This is a genomic window from Clostridium gasigenes (assembly GCF_017348895.1).
GTDB lineage: Bacteria > Bacillota > Clostridia > Clostridiales > Clostridiaceae > Clostridium > Clostridium gasigenes.
This window is the reverse complement of sequence record NZ_CP071376.1, coordinates 3,535,004-3,553,644: the sequence shown is the minus strand read 5'-3', so window position 1 is coordinate 3,553,644 and position 18,641 is coordinate 3,535,004. Positions and strand designations below refer to the sequence as shown.

14 protein-coding genes are annotated in these 18,641 nt (G+C 28.0%); all 14 read left to right on the top strand.

The genetic code is table 11. The features are described from left to right. The first annotated feature begins 111 nt into the window (after positions 1–111). The gene (locus J1C67_RS16655; RefSeq protein WP_167865294.1) at positions 112–1,125 is read left to right on the top strand and encodes a phosphotransferase; all 1,014 of its coding nucleotides are present in this window, start codon (positions 112–114) and stop codon (positions 1,123–1,125) included. Between the two features lie 102 nt (positions 1,126–1,227). After that, positions 1,228–2,853: an N-acyl-D-amino-acid deacylase family protein gene (locus J1C67_RS16650; RefSeq protein WP_167865293.1), complete on the top strand. Its 1,626-nt coding sequence runs from the start codon at positions 1,228–1,230 to the stop codon at positions 2,851–2,853. A 90-nt stretch (positions 2,854–2,943) separates the two neighbouring features. Further along, positions 2,944–3,075, top strand: coding sequence for a hypothetical protein (locus J1C67_RS19740; RefSeq protein ID WP_279286150.1), 132 nt, complete (start codon positions 2,944–2,946; stop codon positions 3,073–3,075). Positions 3,076–3,639: 564 nt separating this feature from the next. Further along, complete coding sequence (locus J1C67_RS16645; RefSeq protein ID WP_167865292.1) at positions 3,640–6,882, top strand: ATP-binding protein; 3,243 nt, start codon at positions 3,640–3,642, stop codon at positions 6,880–6,882. Positions 6,883–7,494: 612 nt separating this feature from the next. Beyond that, positions 7,495–7,713, top strand: a complete 219-nt coding sequence (locus J1C67_RS16640) for a hypothetical protein (RefSeq protein WP_167865291.1) — start codon at positions 7,495–7,497, stop codon at positions 7,711–7,713. 25 nt (positions 7,714–7,738) lie between these two features. Then, positions 7,739–8,245, top strand: coding sequence for an ATP-binding protein (locus J1C67_RS16635; protein ID WP_167865290.1), 507 nt, complete (start codon positions 7,739–7,741; stop codon positions 8,243–8,245). A gap of 121 nt (positions 8,246–8,366) precedes the next feature. Then, positions 8,367–9,329 carry a helix-turn-helix transcriptional regulator gene (locus J1C67_RS16630; RefSeq protein ID WP_167865289.1) on the top strand — a complete coding sequence of 321 codons (963 nt, stop codon included), beginning with the start codon at positions 8,367–8,369 and terminating at the stop codon, positions 9,327–9,329. 100 nt (positions 9,330–9,429) lie between these two features. Further along, positions 9,430–10,056, top strand: a complete 627-nt coding sequence (locus J1C67_RS16625) for a type 1 glutamine amidotransferase family protein (RefSeq protein WP_167865288.1) — start codon at positions 9,430–9,432, stop codon at positions 10,054–10,056. 511 nt (positions 10,057–10,567) lie between these two features. After that, positions 10,568–11,311, top strand: a complete 744-nt coding sequence (locus tag J1C67_RS16620; RefSeq protein WP_167865287.1) for a hypothetical protein — start codon at positions 10,568–10,570, stop codon at positions 11,309–11,311. 416 nt (positions 11,312–11,727) lie between these two features. Then, on the top strand, positions 11,728–13,284 hold the full coding sequence (locus J1C67_RS16615; RefSeq protein ID WP_167865286.1) for a P-loop NTPase family protein: 1,557 nt from the start codon (positions 11,728–11,730) through the stop codon (positions 13,282–13,284). A 487-nt stretch (positions 13,285–13,771) separates the two neighbouring features. Further along, complete coding sequence (locus J1C67_RS16610) at positions 13,772–14,836, top strand: conserved phage C-terminal domain-containing protein (RefSeq protein ID WP_167865285.1); 1,065 nt, start codon at positions 13,772–13,774, stop codon at positions 14,834–14,836. After that, the gene (locus tag J1C67_RS19820) at positions 14,727–15,536 is read left to right on the top strand and encodes a DnaA ATPase domain-containing protein (RefSeq protein ID WP_341479193.1); all 810 of its coding nucleotides are present in this window, start codon (positions 14,727–14,729) and stop codon (positions 15,534–15,536) included. The genes J1C67_RS16610 and J1C67_RS19820 overlap by 110 nt, the downstream gene beginning before the upstream one ends. A gap of 176 nt (positions 15,537–15,712) precedes the next feature. Further along, complete coding sequence (locus J1C67_RS16605) at positions 15,713–15,961, top strand: restriction endonuclease subunit S domain-containing protein (protein WP_167865284.1); 249 nt, start codon at positions 15,713–15,715, stop codon at positions 15,959–15,961. 207 nt (positions 15,962–16,168) lie between these two features. After that, positions 16,169–18,598, top strand: coding sequence for a glycyl radical protein (locus tag J1C67_RS16600; RefSeq protein ID WP_167865283.1), 2,430 nt, complete (start codon positions 16,169–16,171; stop codon positions 18,596–18,598). Positions 18,599–18,641: the final 43 nt, after the last annotated feature.

The window sequence follows — 18,641 nt, the reverse complement described above, 5'->3', positions numbered from 1 at the left end:
CCATTTTTAAATTGGATAATAATAATTACAAAATATGTTATAATTGACTTACAATAGTAAAATAAAGTTTATTTATATAATGAATATAAAACGTAAAGAGGTGTAGAAAAAATGAGTGATATACAGTACAATTTACAATTTGAAAAATTGTGTAATGTTTTGAAACTTGGCGATATAGTAGGTAATCCTAAACCAATATCTGGGGGCCTTTTACATAGAATGTATGCTATGGAAACAACAAAAGGAAAATATGCAATTAAAGCATTAAATCCTCAAATAATGCTTAGACCTATGGCAATGCAGAACTATATAAATTCAGAACTAATTTGCAATATTGCATTAAATAATATACCGGCTCTTCCAGCTGAAAAATTTAATGGTACTTTCGTTCAAGAAATAGAAAATCAATTCTACCTTATTTTTGATTGGGTAGATGGTGAAAATCTGAAACCTAATGAAATCAATATTGACCATTGTGAAAAAATAGGTAATATTCTTGCAGATATACATATGACTAATTTTTCAGAGTTAGGCATAATTAATGATTGGTCTGATAATGCACAACTAACAGATTGGAATTACTATTTAAAAAAAGGAGAAGAAAATAATATAGTGTGGGTTAGCCTATTACTTGAAATAGTTGACAATCTTTACGATTGGAATGCTCAGGCAAATAAATCGGCAAAACAACTTGCATCAAATATGGTTATTAGTCATAGAGATTTAGATTCTAAAAATGTTATGTGGAGTAAAGATAAACCAATTATTATTGATTGGGAGTCAGCGGGGTATACAAATCCTATTCAAGAATTGACTGAAACAGCTATTTACTGGTCTGAAAATGAAAAAGGAAATATCGATAAAGAAAGATTTTTTGCTTTTATAGGTGGATATAAAAAGAGATACGGAACAGTAAAAGCAAATTGGGAAACAGTATTAGTAAGTGGTTTCTTAGGCAAGTTAGGCTGGCTGGAATATAATTTAAAACGGTCTTTAGGGATTGAATGTACAGATGAAGAAGAGCAGCAAGTTGGGACTGATCAAGTAATAGGAACAATAAAAGCTATTAGACATTATGCAGATATGATTTCTGAATTAGAAAAGTGGCTAAATAATGAGGTTTGATAACAATGCAAATAAATTATGAGCCTAAGTTTTATTGGTAAGGCAATTATGATGCATGTATAAATTGTAATTTGAGTGGCATAAGAAGAGGGGGAGATTTAGATGTTAGATATTATAATTAAAAATGGGTGTATAGTAGATGGGACAGGCAATCCTAGTTATAAAAAGGATTTAGGAATAAAAGATGGAAAAATATTAAAAATTGAAAATAATATAGAGGAAGAAGCCTTAGAAATTATTGATGCTAAGGGTCTTGTAGTTTCACCAGGATTTATTGATGTGCACAGCCATAATGATTTAGTACCTTTTATGGATGATAATATTAAAAAATTAAAATTAATGCAAGGTGTAACAACAGAACTTGTGGGACAATGCGGGTTAGGGGTTATTCCTTGTATTGAAGAAGAAAATGATATATGGAAAAACTATATAAGAGGAGTTGTTGGAGATCCAGGGCTTAAGTGGAATTTCCCTAATGTTGATAAATATATTGATCAAATAACTTCAAAAGGATTAAAAAATAATGTTAGTATTCTAATTTCTCATGGCGCAATAAGGACAAGTGTTATGGAGTTTGAGAATAGAATAGCAACTAAAGAGGAAGTTAACGCCATGTGCATTATAGCAGATAATGCTATGAAATCGGGTGCTTTTGGTATGTCTATAGGTCTTCAATATATTCCAGGGATTTTTAGTGGAAAAGAAGAATTAATAGAAATATGTAAAGTAATAGCAAAGTATGATGGAATTGTTATGGTTCATCTTAGAAATCATGATGATACTATAACAAATGCCCTAGATGAAATGATTTATATAGCTCAGCACTCTAAAGTAAGGCTTCACATATCACACCTAAGATCCTATAATTCAAAGGAACTAGGTTGTGATGCCAAAAGCCTTATGGGATATATAGATAAGGCTGTAAATAAGGGAATAAAAATAACCTTTGACGAGCATTTATATTTATCTGGAAGCACTCTTATGACACAACTTTTACCACCTTGGATTACTTCTGGGGGAAGTTATGAAATGACTAAAAGGCTTGAAAATAAAGAAACACTTCTAAAGCTTAAAGAAGAACTTACAAGTTATAAAACTCATTATGCAGGTTGGGACAATTATAGCTTAATTACAGGATGGGATAACATACTTATAACTTCAGTAAAAAGAGATGAAAACTTAAAATACCTTGGAAAAACTATAGGAAATATTGCTAAAGAATTAGGTATGGATGAGTTAGATTTTGCATTAAAGCTTCTTATTAAAGAAAAGTTTGGGGTAGCAATAGTAACACTTAATGTGTTTTCTGAAGAGGATACAATTAAACTTATACAACATCCTTTGCAAATGGTAGGGTCAGACAGCATACCAGCAGGAAATCCACATCCAAGGCTCTACGGAAATTATCCTCTTTTTATAGGCAAATTTGTAAGAGATAAAAAGGTTTTGTCTCTTGAAGAAGCAGTATATAAAATATCATATTTACCTGCTAAAACTTTAGGACTTAAAGATATAGGAGAGATAGAACTAGGTAAAACTGCTGATATAGTTGTATTTGATTTAAATAAGATTAAAGGGTTTGAAAATTATTTTGAGCCAACTAAAGCTCCTGTTGGAGTTAAATATGTTATATTAAATGGTAAGATTGCAGTAAGAGATAGTGTAGTATGCAACGATTGTTATGGAAAGGCTTATAGAAGGTCATTCTTGGAAATGGAAGCTTATTAAGAAGGATAATCCTTATTTAATTAGCGAGGCTGTTAAATAGATATAGAAAGATCAAAGTGCCAATTACAATTAGACAAGGCTATATAATAATTGATACAAAAAAATACTTTACAAATAAAAGACGATGTTGAAGTAATAAAGAAAGATTTATGTTTTGTTGAAGAAGCTACTGCAAAAAAAATGGAGAGATATTGCAAATTTAAGAGCAGTAAAATGACATAATAAAAAGGTGGTATTTCGTGTCCACATACACGAAACACCACCTTTTTTTTGATTGGATAGAGAGACTAAACAGGTAATCGTAGTTATCAATGGAAAAGAAATTTATATAAAAAATAAGATTATAGTAATATATATTAAAGAGATATGTGAAAATCGCATAGCCTAGTATTTACTACTACTGGGCTTATTATATCATTTGTTATTTAGCAATTTTATATGTCGAATATTTGACAGTTACGATAAGATTGAAGTTAACGATAAGTTGAAATTTTTTGTGCAATGTGATAAAATTTACAAAAAATAAGTTTTTATGACATTTAAGGAGCGCATAAGATGAAACATCAATATTTTGAAATAGAGACTAGTTCTTATATAGACAAGTTAATGAATAATCATTGGAATGAAACCTTAATGGGAAATACAAAAACAATTTTTTTAAATACAAAAAATTCGGACAAGTTTTCTCTCTATATGGATTCCTATTTACAAAGTATTTCCGAAAAAACAAAAATATTTCGTCAAAGGATTTGTAATACAAATTTTTCTAAACCCTATTATCCTTTTTTGGATTTTATAAAAGAGACTGTAAAACTGAAAAATAGAAAAGAAATTCAGGATTTTGTTGAAAAATCAGATGTATATTATTTTCAACAACCTGTATTTATTTCTTATTTTTATGGAGAAGCTATACAAAGAAAAGAAGCGGTAATTTTAGGAGAATTAGATTATGAGAAGAATAGAATGCATCAATCTATTTTAAATTTGTACGGTTCTTTATCTAAAAATACGCCAATGATTGTGGTGATTGAAGATATTCATTATGCAAAGCAATCTACATTAGAGTTGATTCAACATATTATAAAAACAAAAGAAAAGAATAACATATTTTTTATATTTTCTTTTAATAAAGAATATCAATTTGAAATACAAGAAAAACAGAAGCAATGGGACGAGTTTATTCAATGTATACATACCTATGATTCAATAATAGATGTTGAAATTTTAAAAGATATAAAAAAAGATTACTGTAAGGAAAATAAAGAAGATCAAGTGTTAGAATTGGAAAAAATTATAGATTTAAGTATGGAGAGTTTTCATTTCTTTGCATTACAAGAAGCCAAGGAATATATTACAACAGTATATGATCAAAGAGTAATTAATAATACATGTTTGACTCCAATATATTTTTTAAGAATGCTTCATCTTTTAGGAGATATTTATTGTTCTTTAGAAGAAAATGATATTGCATTTATGCATTATCATGATTTGCTAAACTTTTCTAAAAAGAGTAATAATGTTAAAGAAATTTCCTATTGTTATCAAAAAATGGGACTTATTTATTGGAAAAAAGGTAATAGAAAAAGGGCAGAGCGATTAGGGAAACAAAGTTTGCAAATTGCTCTACAATTACAGGACGAAATGTTAATATTAAATTCAAATTTTTTATTATTGTTAATAGATGACCCGAAAAATAAGGAAGGCATTAAACAATTTAAAAAACTCTATTATGATTCAATTAAAATAGCTGAAAAATTTAATATGCAAAATGCATTAGCTTATTATTATACCAATCCTTGTATAGTAGCAATTATGGATGAAGAAGACCGTATTAAATTTTATGATTATGGGATATCCATTGCTAAAAAATACAATAATAAATACCGATTATCAGTTGCACATCACTCACAGGGGATATCCTATATATTAAAAGGAAAATATCATGAAGCTTTAAAATATCATAAAAAAAGTGAAAAATTAAAATTAGAATTAGAGAATAACTCTGAGATTGCCTGTATTTTTAATGGACTTGGGTTTAACTATTTTATAATAGAAAATTATGAAGAAGCATATTTATATTATAATAAAGCACTAGAATATTTGAAAAAATTAAAAAATTATAATCAAATTGCAATCACCTTATTTAACATAGCAAATAATTATTTTTTGGATTTACAGCATAAGTTATCTATACAATATTTAGAAAAACTATTGCTATTAATTAATAGTGTAAAAATAGATTCTATATATTATCACACCATGTATGGAATTTACTCCTTAATAGGAATAAACTATTGTAAGCTGGGAGAAATATCTAAGGCATATGAATATATGATAAAAATAAAAAATATACGAAGTTTTTGTTATATAGATGAAGATAAATTTTGGGTGGAATTGTTTAAATCATTATCATATAAAATAGAAGGAGATTATGAAAAAGCCACTTTTCATTTTGAAGTAGCTATGACTTATATACAAAAAATAAAGTATATGGCTCCAAGGTTTTATTATGAATATGGTTTAATGAAAAAAGAACAAGGGAAAAAAGAAGAAGCAGAAAGTTTATTTAAAACAGGAATACAATATTGTGAGGAGTTACAATATTCCTTTCATAAAAATTTACTTTTAAAAGAATTAGGAGATCAAAGAAAGATAAAAGAACCTTTACAATTATATAATAAATTTTATGACTTACAGTGGATTAGTGATTATGTACAGGAAGAATTAATAAAAAATAATCTTCATAAAAAAATCAATGAAATTAACTTTTTAAATATCTTACAAGAAATTATAGGAAGAGAAAAAAAGAAAGAAGAATTAATTAAAAATGTAATGAATTTGATTCATGATACTTTTTTTGTTGAATATAGCTTTTTATATTTAAAAGAAGATAACCAGTGGAAATGCATATATTGTAATCAAGTTTTAGAAGTAGATCATTTAGATACTCTTACATTGATTGAAACCTTAACAAAGGAACGAAAAATTACTATTATTCCAAATGTAAGCGAAGACCTAAAATATAGAGATATAGGCAGTACTTTTTTTTCAATTATAAATATTCCCTTAATTGATAATGATGAGTTGGTAGGAAATATATTATGTGCTACCCAAAAAGAAGGGATGATTTTTGACATTGACGATACAAAAATTTTATCTATGACATCTAAACAATTAATTAATGCACTTAGAAAAATTAAAAAAGATGATGAGATTTTGCAAAAAAATAAAGAATTATATGCGGCAAATGAAAGCGAACGTTTAAAAACGGAATTTTTATGTAATTTGTCTCATGAATTTCGTACTCCTTTAAATGTAATATTAAGTAGTTTACAAGTGTTGGGTCTAAATGTAAAAGATAATAAAGAATCAAAGTACTTTAGAATAATTAAACAAAATTGTTATAGATTATTAAGATTGATAAATAACTTAATTGATATTTCAAAAATTGATTCGGAATTTTACAAAACTAATTTAGAAAACCATAATATTGTAAATGTATTAGAAGAAATTACGTTATCTATAGTTCCATATTTAAAATTGAAAGGGATATCTTTACAATTTGATACAGATGTAGAAGAAAAAATTATGGGCTGTGACGTTGATCAAATGGAAAGAGTTATTTTAAATCTTTTATCTAATTCAATAAAATTCACACAATATGGAGGGGAAATAACAGTTAACTTTTATGATAAAGGAAAAAATGTTTTAATTATTATAAAAGATACTGGAATTGGAATACCAAAAAATAAGCTGCATATGATTTTCAAACGTTTTGGACAAGTAGACAGATCATTAACTCGTAATCATGAAGGAAGTGGAATAGGATTATGTATTGTAAAATCTATAGTAGAAATGTGGGGAGGAAACATTTCTATAGAAAGTGAATATGGAAAAGGAAGTACATTTACAATAGAAATTCCTGTAACTGTTTTACCTGAAAATAATTCATGTTCAAAAGAAAATAATTATAGCTCAACAAACCTAGTAGAAAGAACTCAAGTAGAATTTTCAGATATTTATTTTTAATAAACTACCAAGAAGCCACCTTAGAAAATAAGATGGCTTTTTAAGCATGCGTTAGGGCAAAAAAGCATTGCAGCTAAATTCAGAGAGCCAACACATCAAATTAGTTTCCATACAGTAAAGGTGTGTACAAGATTAAAATTTGAAAGGCGTTATATTTATAATGATTAAATTATTAACTAAAGAATATGATGATTTATATTATTTATGTTCTTTGATTTAGTTTGTTAGTAGAGAAACTAATAATACAAGTAAATATATAGTTAATGTTTTGGGAAAAAAGGAACTTTTATATATAAAGGACATAGCAGATGTGCTTCATTGTGATAGTTTCGAAGAAACAGCTGAAATATTTTAAATACATTAAGATAATTATGAAAAGTGTCAATGGCAAGGATATGGAATACACAACTCACCATCAGAAGAACTATCTTCTTCATTCTCTATTTCATAGTTGAAAAAATACAAGAACACGGACTTGTTATTTATTGGATGTAACTTATATTGAACCATGAATTTTTTTGCGTTTAATAAGTTAATGGATAAGCTTTACATTAATTTGTATGGTAAAATAATATGTATATTAGATTGAATCAGATAGGGTTTGGAGGAATTATGTATAAAGATGTTAAAAATGTATTTCTAAGTTCATCTAGAACTAGATACGAACTTGAAAAAATTTATACTATAGTTAGTGAATTTAGTGAATATGATGTAAATGATTTGAAAAATAAATATTATGAAGAATTTTATAAGATAATAAAGCAATTAGAAGTAGAGAATATAATAAAACCTGTTGGAAAAAATCAAAATAGTAGTCTTGTTATGTTGTAATATGAAGAAGGTTTGGTGGAAAAAAATGAGTTTTTTATATATAATTACTGGTCCAGCAGGTGTAGGGAAATCAACAGTTTCTAAAATTTTAGCAGGTAAAAATGAAAAATCGGCACTAATAGAAGGTGATGATATTTATCACTTGGTGTGTGGTGGCTATGTAAAACCATGGCTTGAAGGTAACCATTTAGAAGTATTTTGGGAAAATTCTATAGATTTAATTATAAATTTTCTAAATAGAGGATATAATGTGGTTTTCAATTACATATGCACACCTGAAGATATAGGATATTTAAGAAATAACATTAAAAGTATAAAGATAAAACTATGTATTCTTGTAACAGATGAAAAAACTATTATAAAACGTGATAAAATGCGTACATTAGACTGCCAAATGGGTGAACGCTCTATTTTATTATTAAATGAGTTTAAAGCAATGGATTATAGTAAAAAATACTATCTTGATACGACGTTATTAAGTGTAGAAGAGACAGTTAATAAAATTATCAATAATGATAACTTTTTAATATGAGTATATTTAATTAGGATGCACTTTTAATAATAGACGAACTAAAAGTTAATTATTGTATAAAAATGATATTATATTTCTAAACAATAAAATTTAATTATTAACCAGATTAGGGGGGTGCATTATGGCAAAAAATGATAATATGCTAGCAATTTTATGGATGCTGAATTCAGGTGCAAAAATAACTGCGAAGCAAATATCCGAAAGGTTAGAAATAAACATACGATCAGTTTATCGTTATATGGATGCACTGTGTGTTAGTGGAGTGCCAATAATATCGGAGCCTGGTCATAACGGCGGATATAGTTTGCTTAACAATTTTATCCGAGCACCCCTGTTTTTTGATCTTGAAGAGAAGAAATCACTTTTGCATGCTGCTGTTTTTGCAATGGAATCAGGATATCCTTTTATGGAATCACTAAATAGTGCAACATCAAAGTTAAAGATGTTTTCGAATCAAGAACAAGAAAAAGTTCTCAATCGTCATTTAGTTGGATTTGAAGTAGTGAGCCGTATTTGCGATTCAGCTGTCAAACCTATATTAATGGAACTCGAGCAAGCTGTTGCAAATGAATGCTCTATGGAAATTGAATACTGTACAGGTTATGAAGGTCATTCTAAGCATAGGGTTGTTGACCCCTATGGGATGCTTTACTGGAATAATAAATGGTACACTATTGCATTTTGCCATCTTAGGAATGAAATTCGTAACTTTAGGGTAGATAGAATAATAAATATTATAAGTACTAAAAATACGTTTAAGCGTCCTGAAGCTTTTTCGGCACGTGAGTTTTTTACAGAAAGCTTATTATGGAATATAGAAAGTAAAGTTGGACTTTGCACTTTAGTAATTGAGGGCAAGTCAGAAGCATTAAATGACCTTTGTGCACATTGGTTTTTAGGATATCATCTTATAGAACGAACTGAATGCAGAGCGAATTTTTTAATGGATGAAGACTCAATCCATACATATGTTCCTCATATTCTACTTCCATATGGTAAAGCAATAAAGGTGCTTGAACCAAATAGTTTTAAAGCTGCTATGGCAGAAACTCTTAGAGATTTGATGGCTCATCATCTTCACTGACTGAGTTTGTCAGTAAAGATAATATATAATAAATCAAGATGGAGTTTGAAACCATACTGTAATAAATAGTAACAATAAAATGAATGTGGAGGAATAGAAAATGAAAAACAAAGTATATCTTTATGTATTTGATACAATGGCAGACTGGGAAATAGGTTATTTAAGTACTGAAATCAATTCGGGAAGGTACTACAAAAAGGGATTATTGCCTCTAAAAATAGTAACTGTAGGAATTAATAAGAACCCTATTACTACAATGGGAGGTCTAGAAATATTGCCAGAAATTGAACTTAAGGAGTGTAGTATTGAAGAGACAGTTGCTTTGATTCTACCTGGTGGGAATACATGGACAGAAGCAATTCATGCTCCCGTTATAAGAATGGCTGAAGAATTTTTAGAGAAAGGTATTGTTGTAGGGGCAATTTGTGGTGCTACAATAGGACTTGCTATGGAAGGAGTATTGAATAAGCGAGCTCATACAAGCAATGACTTGGGATATCTAAAAATGGTCTGTCCAAGCTATGCAGGAGAAAAATATTATAAGCAAGAATACGCAGTAACTGATAGAAGTTTGATTACTGCCTCTGGAATAGCTCCTCTTGAATTTACTTTGCACATATTGAAAATTCTAGAGGTGTTTTCACCACAAACCTTAGATTCTTGGTACAATCTTTATAAAACTCAAGATGAAAAATATTTCCTTCAGTTGATGAGCTCGATTCAATAGTAGAAAATTGAGTGTATCAAAGTTATTTATATAAATTAATATAAGTCATGGAGTTTTTTTATGGAGAGAATCTTTAAAATTGAGGGAGAAATTACTAATAACTGAAAGGGAAAGGTTAGAAGGTAAGAAAACTGCTAGTGTTAAGGAATCAAGAAATGTGTTAATGGGGAGATTAAATGCAATATAACGTAGAGATTTTACTTACTGCATTACAAGATTTATCAACTAAATTCCAATTTACAGGGCAAATTAAATCAATTTTAAGAGAATAATTTTAAAGAACTAAGAAACAATAAAAATAAATAACAGACTTAAATATCGCATTATTCATTGCTGAGTATGCGATATTTTTTTGTTCGCAATTCAAGGGCAAAATGTGGAAATTGTGAACTAGATAATAAATATGATATTTGAAAATTGAATAATGTAATATTTACAAAATATGTTATAATTAATTCATACTAGTACGAAATTGTGAGAAGTAAATAAGAAGATATATAGGAGATGTGAAATGAATAAAAAGCTATTCTCGAAATTAGGATTATTGTTATTATCTGTATCACTTGTCGCATGTGGACAAACAAATAATTCAGCAGCAAAAAATAATTCTTCTAACGCAAGTACAATACACCTTGCTGATAACACCAAAAATTCAGCGAAAGAAAGTGTAAAAACTATATCACCTTCTGCTGAAAATGAAGTGAAAAGTAAACAGCAAAACAATTCTGTAGAAAAAACTATACCTCAAAACAATCAAGAAGACATTCGAAGTGAGTCACCTCAAGATACTCAACCAGCTCCTCAAGAATATTCAACTGAAAATGGAGTGTTCATTGTTACAAGTCCTAATACAGTACAAGACGTTTGTGAATTTGATTTAGCTGGAATTTATGTTACGCCCAAAATCGAACCTTTAAATAATTCAGGAACATATTCTCATATTGATGTAAAAAATAAAGATAATGTTTATATCGATGTAATTATAGATGTTAAGAATTTAAATAATGAAGCTAAATTGACAGGTGACTTAATTACTGCAAAGATAAAAATTAAAAGCACTGAGTATACTTGTTTTTCTGTAGCAGAAAATGCTGATAATACTGATTTAGAAGGTAATGCTTCAATAAATCCATTAGAAACGCGGGAAATTCATTACGTAGCTGAGGTCCCTAAAATAGAAGCTACTGGTCAAATAGAGGTTACATTAACTATCAATGGGAAGAATTATAGTAATAAGTTTCTGTTAGAATCATAATTCCTTAGAAAGAATATATAGAAACTGGTAAAATACTAGAAAAAGAAGGATTTACACAATTAACTATCCAAGATGTATTTTTTACTGATAGACTTGAACCATCTTAGTAAACTAAGAAATAATAAAAATAAGTAATAGACGTAAATATCGCATTATTTATTACTGAATATGCGGTATTTTTTGGTTCGCAATTCAAGGAAATTAACAGTATGTTGATAGTGTATAGTAATCAATAAAAAAAGCATTGAACTTAATTCTGTAGTACGCTTGTTACCATGAAAGTTGTTTAATCAATATTAATTGGATATAATAAAGACAAGGAATATCTAAGGAGGACTTATGATAGATCAAAACAATATTTTTTATGGAAGTAATATTATTTAAAGGATCTATTACTAGGAAGGAGAGAATAGACTGTGGATAGAAGATTTAACACAACTGGTGTTTGCGTGCCAAGTATTCACTATGTAGTTAATATAGAAAATAAGCTTAGTGAAATAAAAACCTTAGTTAATAGAGGTGATTATTTTGTTATAAATAGACCAAGGCAATATGGAAAAACTACAACTATGTTCATGTTAGAACAAAAGTTGAAAGATGAGTATTTAGTAATGAGTATTAGTTTTGAAGGTATTGGAGATGAAATTTTCAGTAATGAATTAAAATTTTCACAAGGATTTTTAAGAATTTTATCAAGATCTATAAAATCTGAAAATAAATCAATAAGTGATTTTATAATTAAAATGAGCAAAGAAGTAGATTCTTTTGAAACATTGTCATATGCCCTTAGTGATATTATAGATGAAAGCAATAAACCTGTTATTTTATTAATAGATGAAGTAGATAAAAATTCTAACAACCAATTATTTTTAAGCTTTTTAGGAGTGTTAAGAAGTAAGTTTTTATTAAGACAGCAAGGTAAAGAGAGTAGCTTTAAATCTGTTATTCTTGCAGGAGTTTATGATGTAAAAAATTTAAAACTTAAAATAAGAGCAGATGAGGAAATAAGATATAATAGCCCTTGGAATATTGCTGTAAATTTTGATGTAGACATGAGTTTTACTAAAGATGAAATAGCAACTATGTTAGAAGAATATTCTAAAGATAAAAAAATAGAAATAAATATTAAAGAAATGTCAAGTAAGATACATTATTATAGTGGTGGATATCCATTTTTAGTAAGTAGATTATGTCAAATTATAGATGAAAAACTTATGGTAGCTAATGAAATGTTTTGGGATGAAAAATTACTTTTAAAGGCAATGAAAATATTAATAAGCGAAGGTAACACATTGTTTGATGATTTAATAAAAAATATAGAAAATAACAAAGAATTAAAAGATTATATTTTTGATTTAATAGTAAATGGTAATGAAAAAACTTTTAACATTCATAGCTCAAATATTGATTTAGGTATTATGTTTGGATACTTTAAAAATATTAATGGTAAAGTCAATATATCAAATGCAATTTTTGAACAGGTGCTGTACAACTATTTCACGGCTATGGTTGAAAATAAAACTGATATGTCAAGTTATAACTTTAAAGAAAATTTCATAGTAAAAGATGGATTAGATTTTCAAAAGATTCTTTTAAGGTTTCAACAATTTATTAAAGAACAATATAGCACCATAGATTATAAGTTTATAGAGCGTGAAGGAAGATTATTATTTTTAGCATTTATAAAACCTATTATAAATGGGGTAGGCTTTGATTTTAAAGAAGTTCAAATATCAGAAGAAAAAAGATTAGATATAATTATAACATACCTTTCTAATAAGTATTTAGTAGAATTGAAAATTTGGAGAGGTGAAGAATATCATCAAAAAGGCATAAAACAATTATATGATTATATGGATATTAAAGGGCTAGATGAGGGATATTTAGTTATATATAATTTTAATAAAAGTAAAGAATATAAACAGCAAGAAGTAGTATATGATAACAAAAAGATATTTGTAATTTGGGTTTAATAATGAAAAATACAGGTATTAAAAATTCTGCTACGAAGAAAATAAGATATTAAGATACTAGAAATATTTTTAATAAAGCTCGTAAATAAATCCATAAAAAGAGTTTTGCAATTAATTTTGCAAGGCTCTTTTTTGCTTGTTATAAAAATGAATTGGAGAAAGTTTACTTAAAATAGGTATTTCAAAAATAAGAATAGGTAGTCATAAAATAGGTTACAGGTAGATTGCAAATAGGTAGGGGGTACTTTGGAAACAAGAAAGTAATAATATAACTTAATAATAAATTTAAACTATTAGTATATTAAATAATATCTGTACAGTAGAAAAACTGTACAGATCTATTTAAGTTTATATAAATTTATTATAAAAAAAGTAAATTATTTTTTCAAAAAGTTTAACTACTGCATATATTATAGTGAAGGCTAAAAAATATAAAAAATAATCTATTTAGAATATTTTTAATTAGATATATGTAGGAGTGGATTTTATGGAAACAACATGCAGAGGTATTTGGATTTCAACAGAAATATGGCAAAATGAAGATTTAACACTTATTGAAAAGTTATTTATAGTTAAAATAAATGCTTTAGATGGTGAAAAAGGTTGCTATGCAAGCAATAGATATTTTGGCGAGTTTTTCAAATTAAGTAAATCTAGATGTTCAGCAATAATTAAGAATTTGAAAAACAAAGGTTACATAGCAATAAATTATGTTTATGAAGAAGGTAAATATGCAATAGAGCGTAGGGTTATAAAAATAAAGAAATCAGTAGATAACATGGTGAAAATAGCTAAGGAAATTACTAAAAAGATAGGGAAGACTAAAGAGTTTCAAAATGATGAAAGTGAAGAAATAGAAAATGAAATAGAATGTTTAGAATTAAGTGGAACAAGGAGAAAAAGACCTATAGTAGAAAAGCCAGTAGGTATAGATAACCTAGAAGAAGATGTTATCCAATTAGATATTTTTGGCGAGAAAACAAATTTTGAAAACATAGAATCTAGCAGTAGTAATAACAAATCAAAAGCTAATAAAAGTGAAAATAATAGAAATCAAGTTAAGAAGAATAAAGATAAGAAAAATAATGAAGATGAAAATAAGAAAAATGAAGATAAGAAAAATCTTAAAAAGGAAATGTATGAAGAGATAATTGGTTATTTAAATATAAAGTGTAATAAAAATTATAAATGCACAACAGGAAAAACACAAAGATGTATAAATGCAAGAATTAGAGAAGGCCACACTTTAGATGATTTCAAGAAAGTAATAGATAAAAAATATGATGAATGGTCAAAAAACTCAATGAAAGTTTATTTAAGACCAGAAACCTTATTTGGAACTAAGTTTGAAAGATATTTAACTGAAGATGTAAAAGATATAGAAAATCACTTTAAAAAATCAAATTGGACAGGGGGACAAGCTTATGGAAAACAATTTAAAAATGTTAGAAATAGTGGAGAGAATAAGGAAACTAAAGAAAGAACAAGATTTGGAAACATCACTCCACTCACAGCAGAAGAACTTGAATGGGCAGAAAGAGAACTTTTCTAGAAAATGTCCCCTTTGTGATGATACTACTTGGATTGAAGTTAGGGTGGATAAAAGGAATTGTGCATATAGATGTGAATGTTATGAAAAAGAAATGCTAAACAATAATAATGGATGGAAAAAAGCCGGGCTAACTTTAGAAACAAGTAAGCTTAATTTTAAATCCTTTGAAAAATGGAGCGATGGTGCAAAATTAATGAAAGAGGTAGCTATAAGATATTTTAAAAAATTTGATTCTATAAAAGAAGAGAGAACTAATTCTTTAATTTTATCTGGAAACTCAGGATGTGGAAAAACACATTTAATAGTAGCAATTGCAAATAATCTAATTAGGAGAAAAACAAATGTTGTGTATATGCCTTATAGAGAAATAATAATGGAGCTAAAACAAAATGTTATGAATGGTGAGATATACAATGAAATGATGGGGAAATATAAAAAAGCAGAAGTACTTCTAATAGATGATCTATTTAAAGGGCAAATTACACCCTCAGATATTAATATTATGTTTGAAATAATTAATTATAGATATATGAGCAATTTACCAATACTTATTTCAACAGAGCAAAGTCTAGAAAAAATAATTGAAATAGATGAAGCACTTGGAAGTAGAATCCATGAAATGGTAGGTGATTATAAAGCAGAAGTTTTAGGTAGTGAAAGTAACTATAGGTTAAAGGGACGTGAGGAGAAAAAATATTAAAAGCAACTATTAAAGCCTTTTAAAAAATGATATAATTTAAATATAGATTTATTAAGCAAGAAAGAAGTTGGCACAATAAAAATGTAATATTATAAAAATAAAATTAGAAAATATTAAGCCTATTAATAATAACTAATTTTAGATATACTATAGATATTACAAGGAGTGATTGAAGAGTGGAAAAAGAGATTTTAGAAATTTTAAAAGAAATGCAAGTAAGTATTAAATCTTTAGATGAAGGTCAAAAAGAAATTAAAGTAGAGCTAAAAGAAATTAATAAAAAGCTTGATGGAGTAGTTGAGCAAACTGCTGATTTAACAGAATTTAGAACAACTGTATTATCTAAATTGGAAGATTTAAAGGTTGTAGAAGAAGTAACTAAAGTAAATTGCTATGATATAGCAAAGTTAAAAGCAGTAAAATAACATAATAAAAAGGTGGTATTTCGTGTCGCATACACGAAATACCACCTTTTTTTTATGCCTCTATCTAATATGGTTTTACCAAAAGAACAACAAAAGGCTATATGTAAATAATTATAAAATGTGTTAAAATAATATAGTATTAAGAAATATATGCAGTCAACTTTTTTATTGATTGTATAAAAAAATAAAAAGGATAGGGTGGTATAAATGGAAACTTTAAAAAGAAATTTTTTATCAAAGGGTTTTAAAAATAGTACTGAAAGAGTATCCAAATTAAAAGAAGAGATACTCTCTGCACAACCATGTGTTGAAGTGGAGAGAGCTAGACTTATCACTGAATCATTTAAAGAAACAGAAGATCAGCCTATAATTATACGTAAAGCTAAGGCTTTAGAAAAAATATTAAATGAAATTCCTGTAGTAATTAGAGATGGTGAACTTATAGTTGGTACATTATCTAAAAATCCAAGATCAGCTCAAGTGTTCCCGGAATTTTCTAATAAATGGCTGGTATCAGAGTTTGATAGAATAGGGAAAAGAACATCTGATAAATATGAGATATCTGAAGATGTTAAATCAGAACTAGTAGAATTATTTAAGTATTGGGATGGAAAAACAGTAAGTGAATTAGCTAAAGCATATATGCCACAAGAAACACAAGATGCAATGAGTACTAATGTATTTACTTGTGGAAATTATTATTTTAATGGCCTTGGACATTATGTGGTAGATTATGAAAAAGTAATAAAAAATGGACTAAAAGGCATTGTAGAAGAAGTTCAGAATAAGATAAATAATAGTAATAAAGCTGATCCCGAATTTATAAAAAACAGGGAGTTTTGGGAATCGATAATCATATCTTGTAACGCAGCAATAAATTTTGCTAAAAGATATTCAAAATTGGCATTGAATATGGCAGAAGATGAAAAAAATTCAACTAGAAAAAAGGAATTGATAAATATATCAGAAATTTGTGATAGAGCCCTTGGGAACGGTTCCGATACATTTTATGAAGCTGTTCAATCATTTTGGTTTATACAAGTGATAATAAGTTTAGAATCCAATGGACATGCTATATCTCCAGGACGTTTTGATCAATATACCTATGAATATTTTAGAAAAGATATTGACTCAGGAAATATAGATATGCCAGCAGCTCAAGAACTTATAGATTGCCTATGGGTTAAATTTAATGATATAACAAAAATACGTGATGAAGTTGTAACTAAGGCATTTAGCGGTTATGGAATGTTTCAAAATCTTATTGTTGGAGGTCAGACAGCAGATGGAAATGATGCTACAAATGAACTTTCATATATGTGTATTGAAGCTACCGGAAGTTTGAAATTGCCACAGCCTTCACTTTCAGCCAGAATATGGAGTAAGACTCCAGAAGAGTTTTTACTTAGATGTTGTGAGTTAGTAAGACTTGGGCTTGGTTTCCCTGCTTTGTATAATGATGAAGTAATTATACCTTCTCTTCTAAACAGGGGTGTAACCTTAGAGGATTCTAGAAATTATTCTATTGTAGGATGTGTAGAACCTCAATGTGGCGGAAAGACAGATGGATGGTACGATGCTGCATTCTTCAACTTAGCAAAAGTGCTAGAAATGACCATAAATAATGGGAAATTTAATGAAAAACAAATAGGGCCTAAAACTGGTGAATTTACTTCTTTTAAGAATTTAGATGAATTTATAAAAGCTTATAAGGAACAAACGCAGTACTTTGTATCACAAATGGTGTGCGCAGATAACTGTGTGGATATGGCACATAGAGAAAGAGCACCGCTTCCATTTGTATCTTGCATGATGGATGATTGTATAGAAAAGGGTAAATCAATTCAAGAAGGTGGTGCACATTATCGTTATTCTGGACCATTAGGAGTTGGAATTGCAAATATAGGTGATTCTTTCATGGCAATAAAAAAACTTGTATTTGAAGATAAAAAAATTACTTTAAATGACTTAAAAGATGCTCTTCTTACAAATTTTGGACAAGATGAAAAATGTGATGAGTTTAAAAGAAATAAGTTTAATGAAATTAAGAACATTCTTATTAATAAAGCTCCTAAGTTTGGAAATGACTTAGATGAAGTTGATGAATTAACTCGTGAAGGTGCACTTATTTATTGTAAAGAAGTTGAAAAACATACAAACGTAAGAGGTGGTAAATTTTTACCAGGATTGTATCCAGTATCAAATAATGTTCACCTTGGAAGTCAAGTAGGTGCTACTCCAGATGGCAGAAGCGCTAATCAACCTCTAGCAGATGGAGTATCTCCTAACAGAGGGATGGATACAAATGGTCCAACTGCTGCAGCAAATTCCGTAGCAAAACTTGATCATTTTATTGCAGCAAGTGGAACTTTGTTTAATCAAAAGTTTAATCCATCTTCATTAAAAAATGACAATGGACTTAAAAATTTAGCATCACTTATAAGAGGGTATTTTGATGAAAAAGGTATGCATGTACAATTTAATGTAATAGATAAAGCTGTTCTGATAGAGGCACAAAAACATCCTGAACAATATAGAGATTTAGTTATTCGTGTTGCAGGATATAGTGCTCAATTTATATGTCTTGATAAAAGTATACAAGATGATATTATAGCAAGAACAGAACAAGCTTTCTAAAAAAGTTAAGGCTTGAGATTATCAAGCCTTAATTTAAAAATAT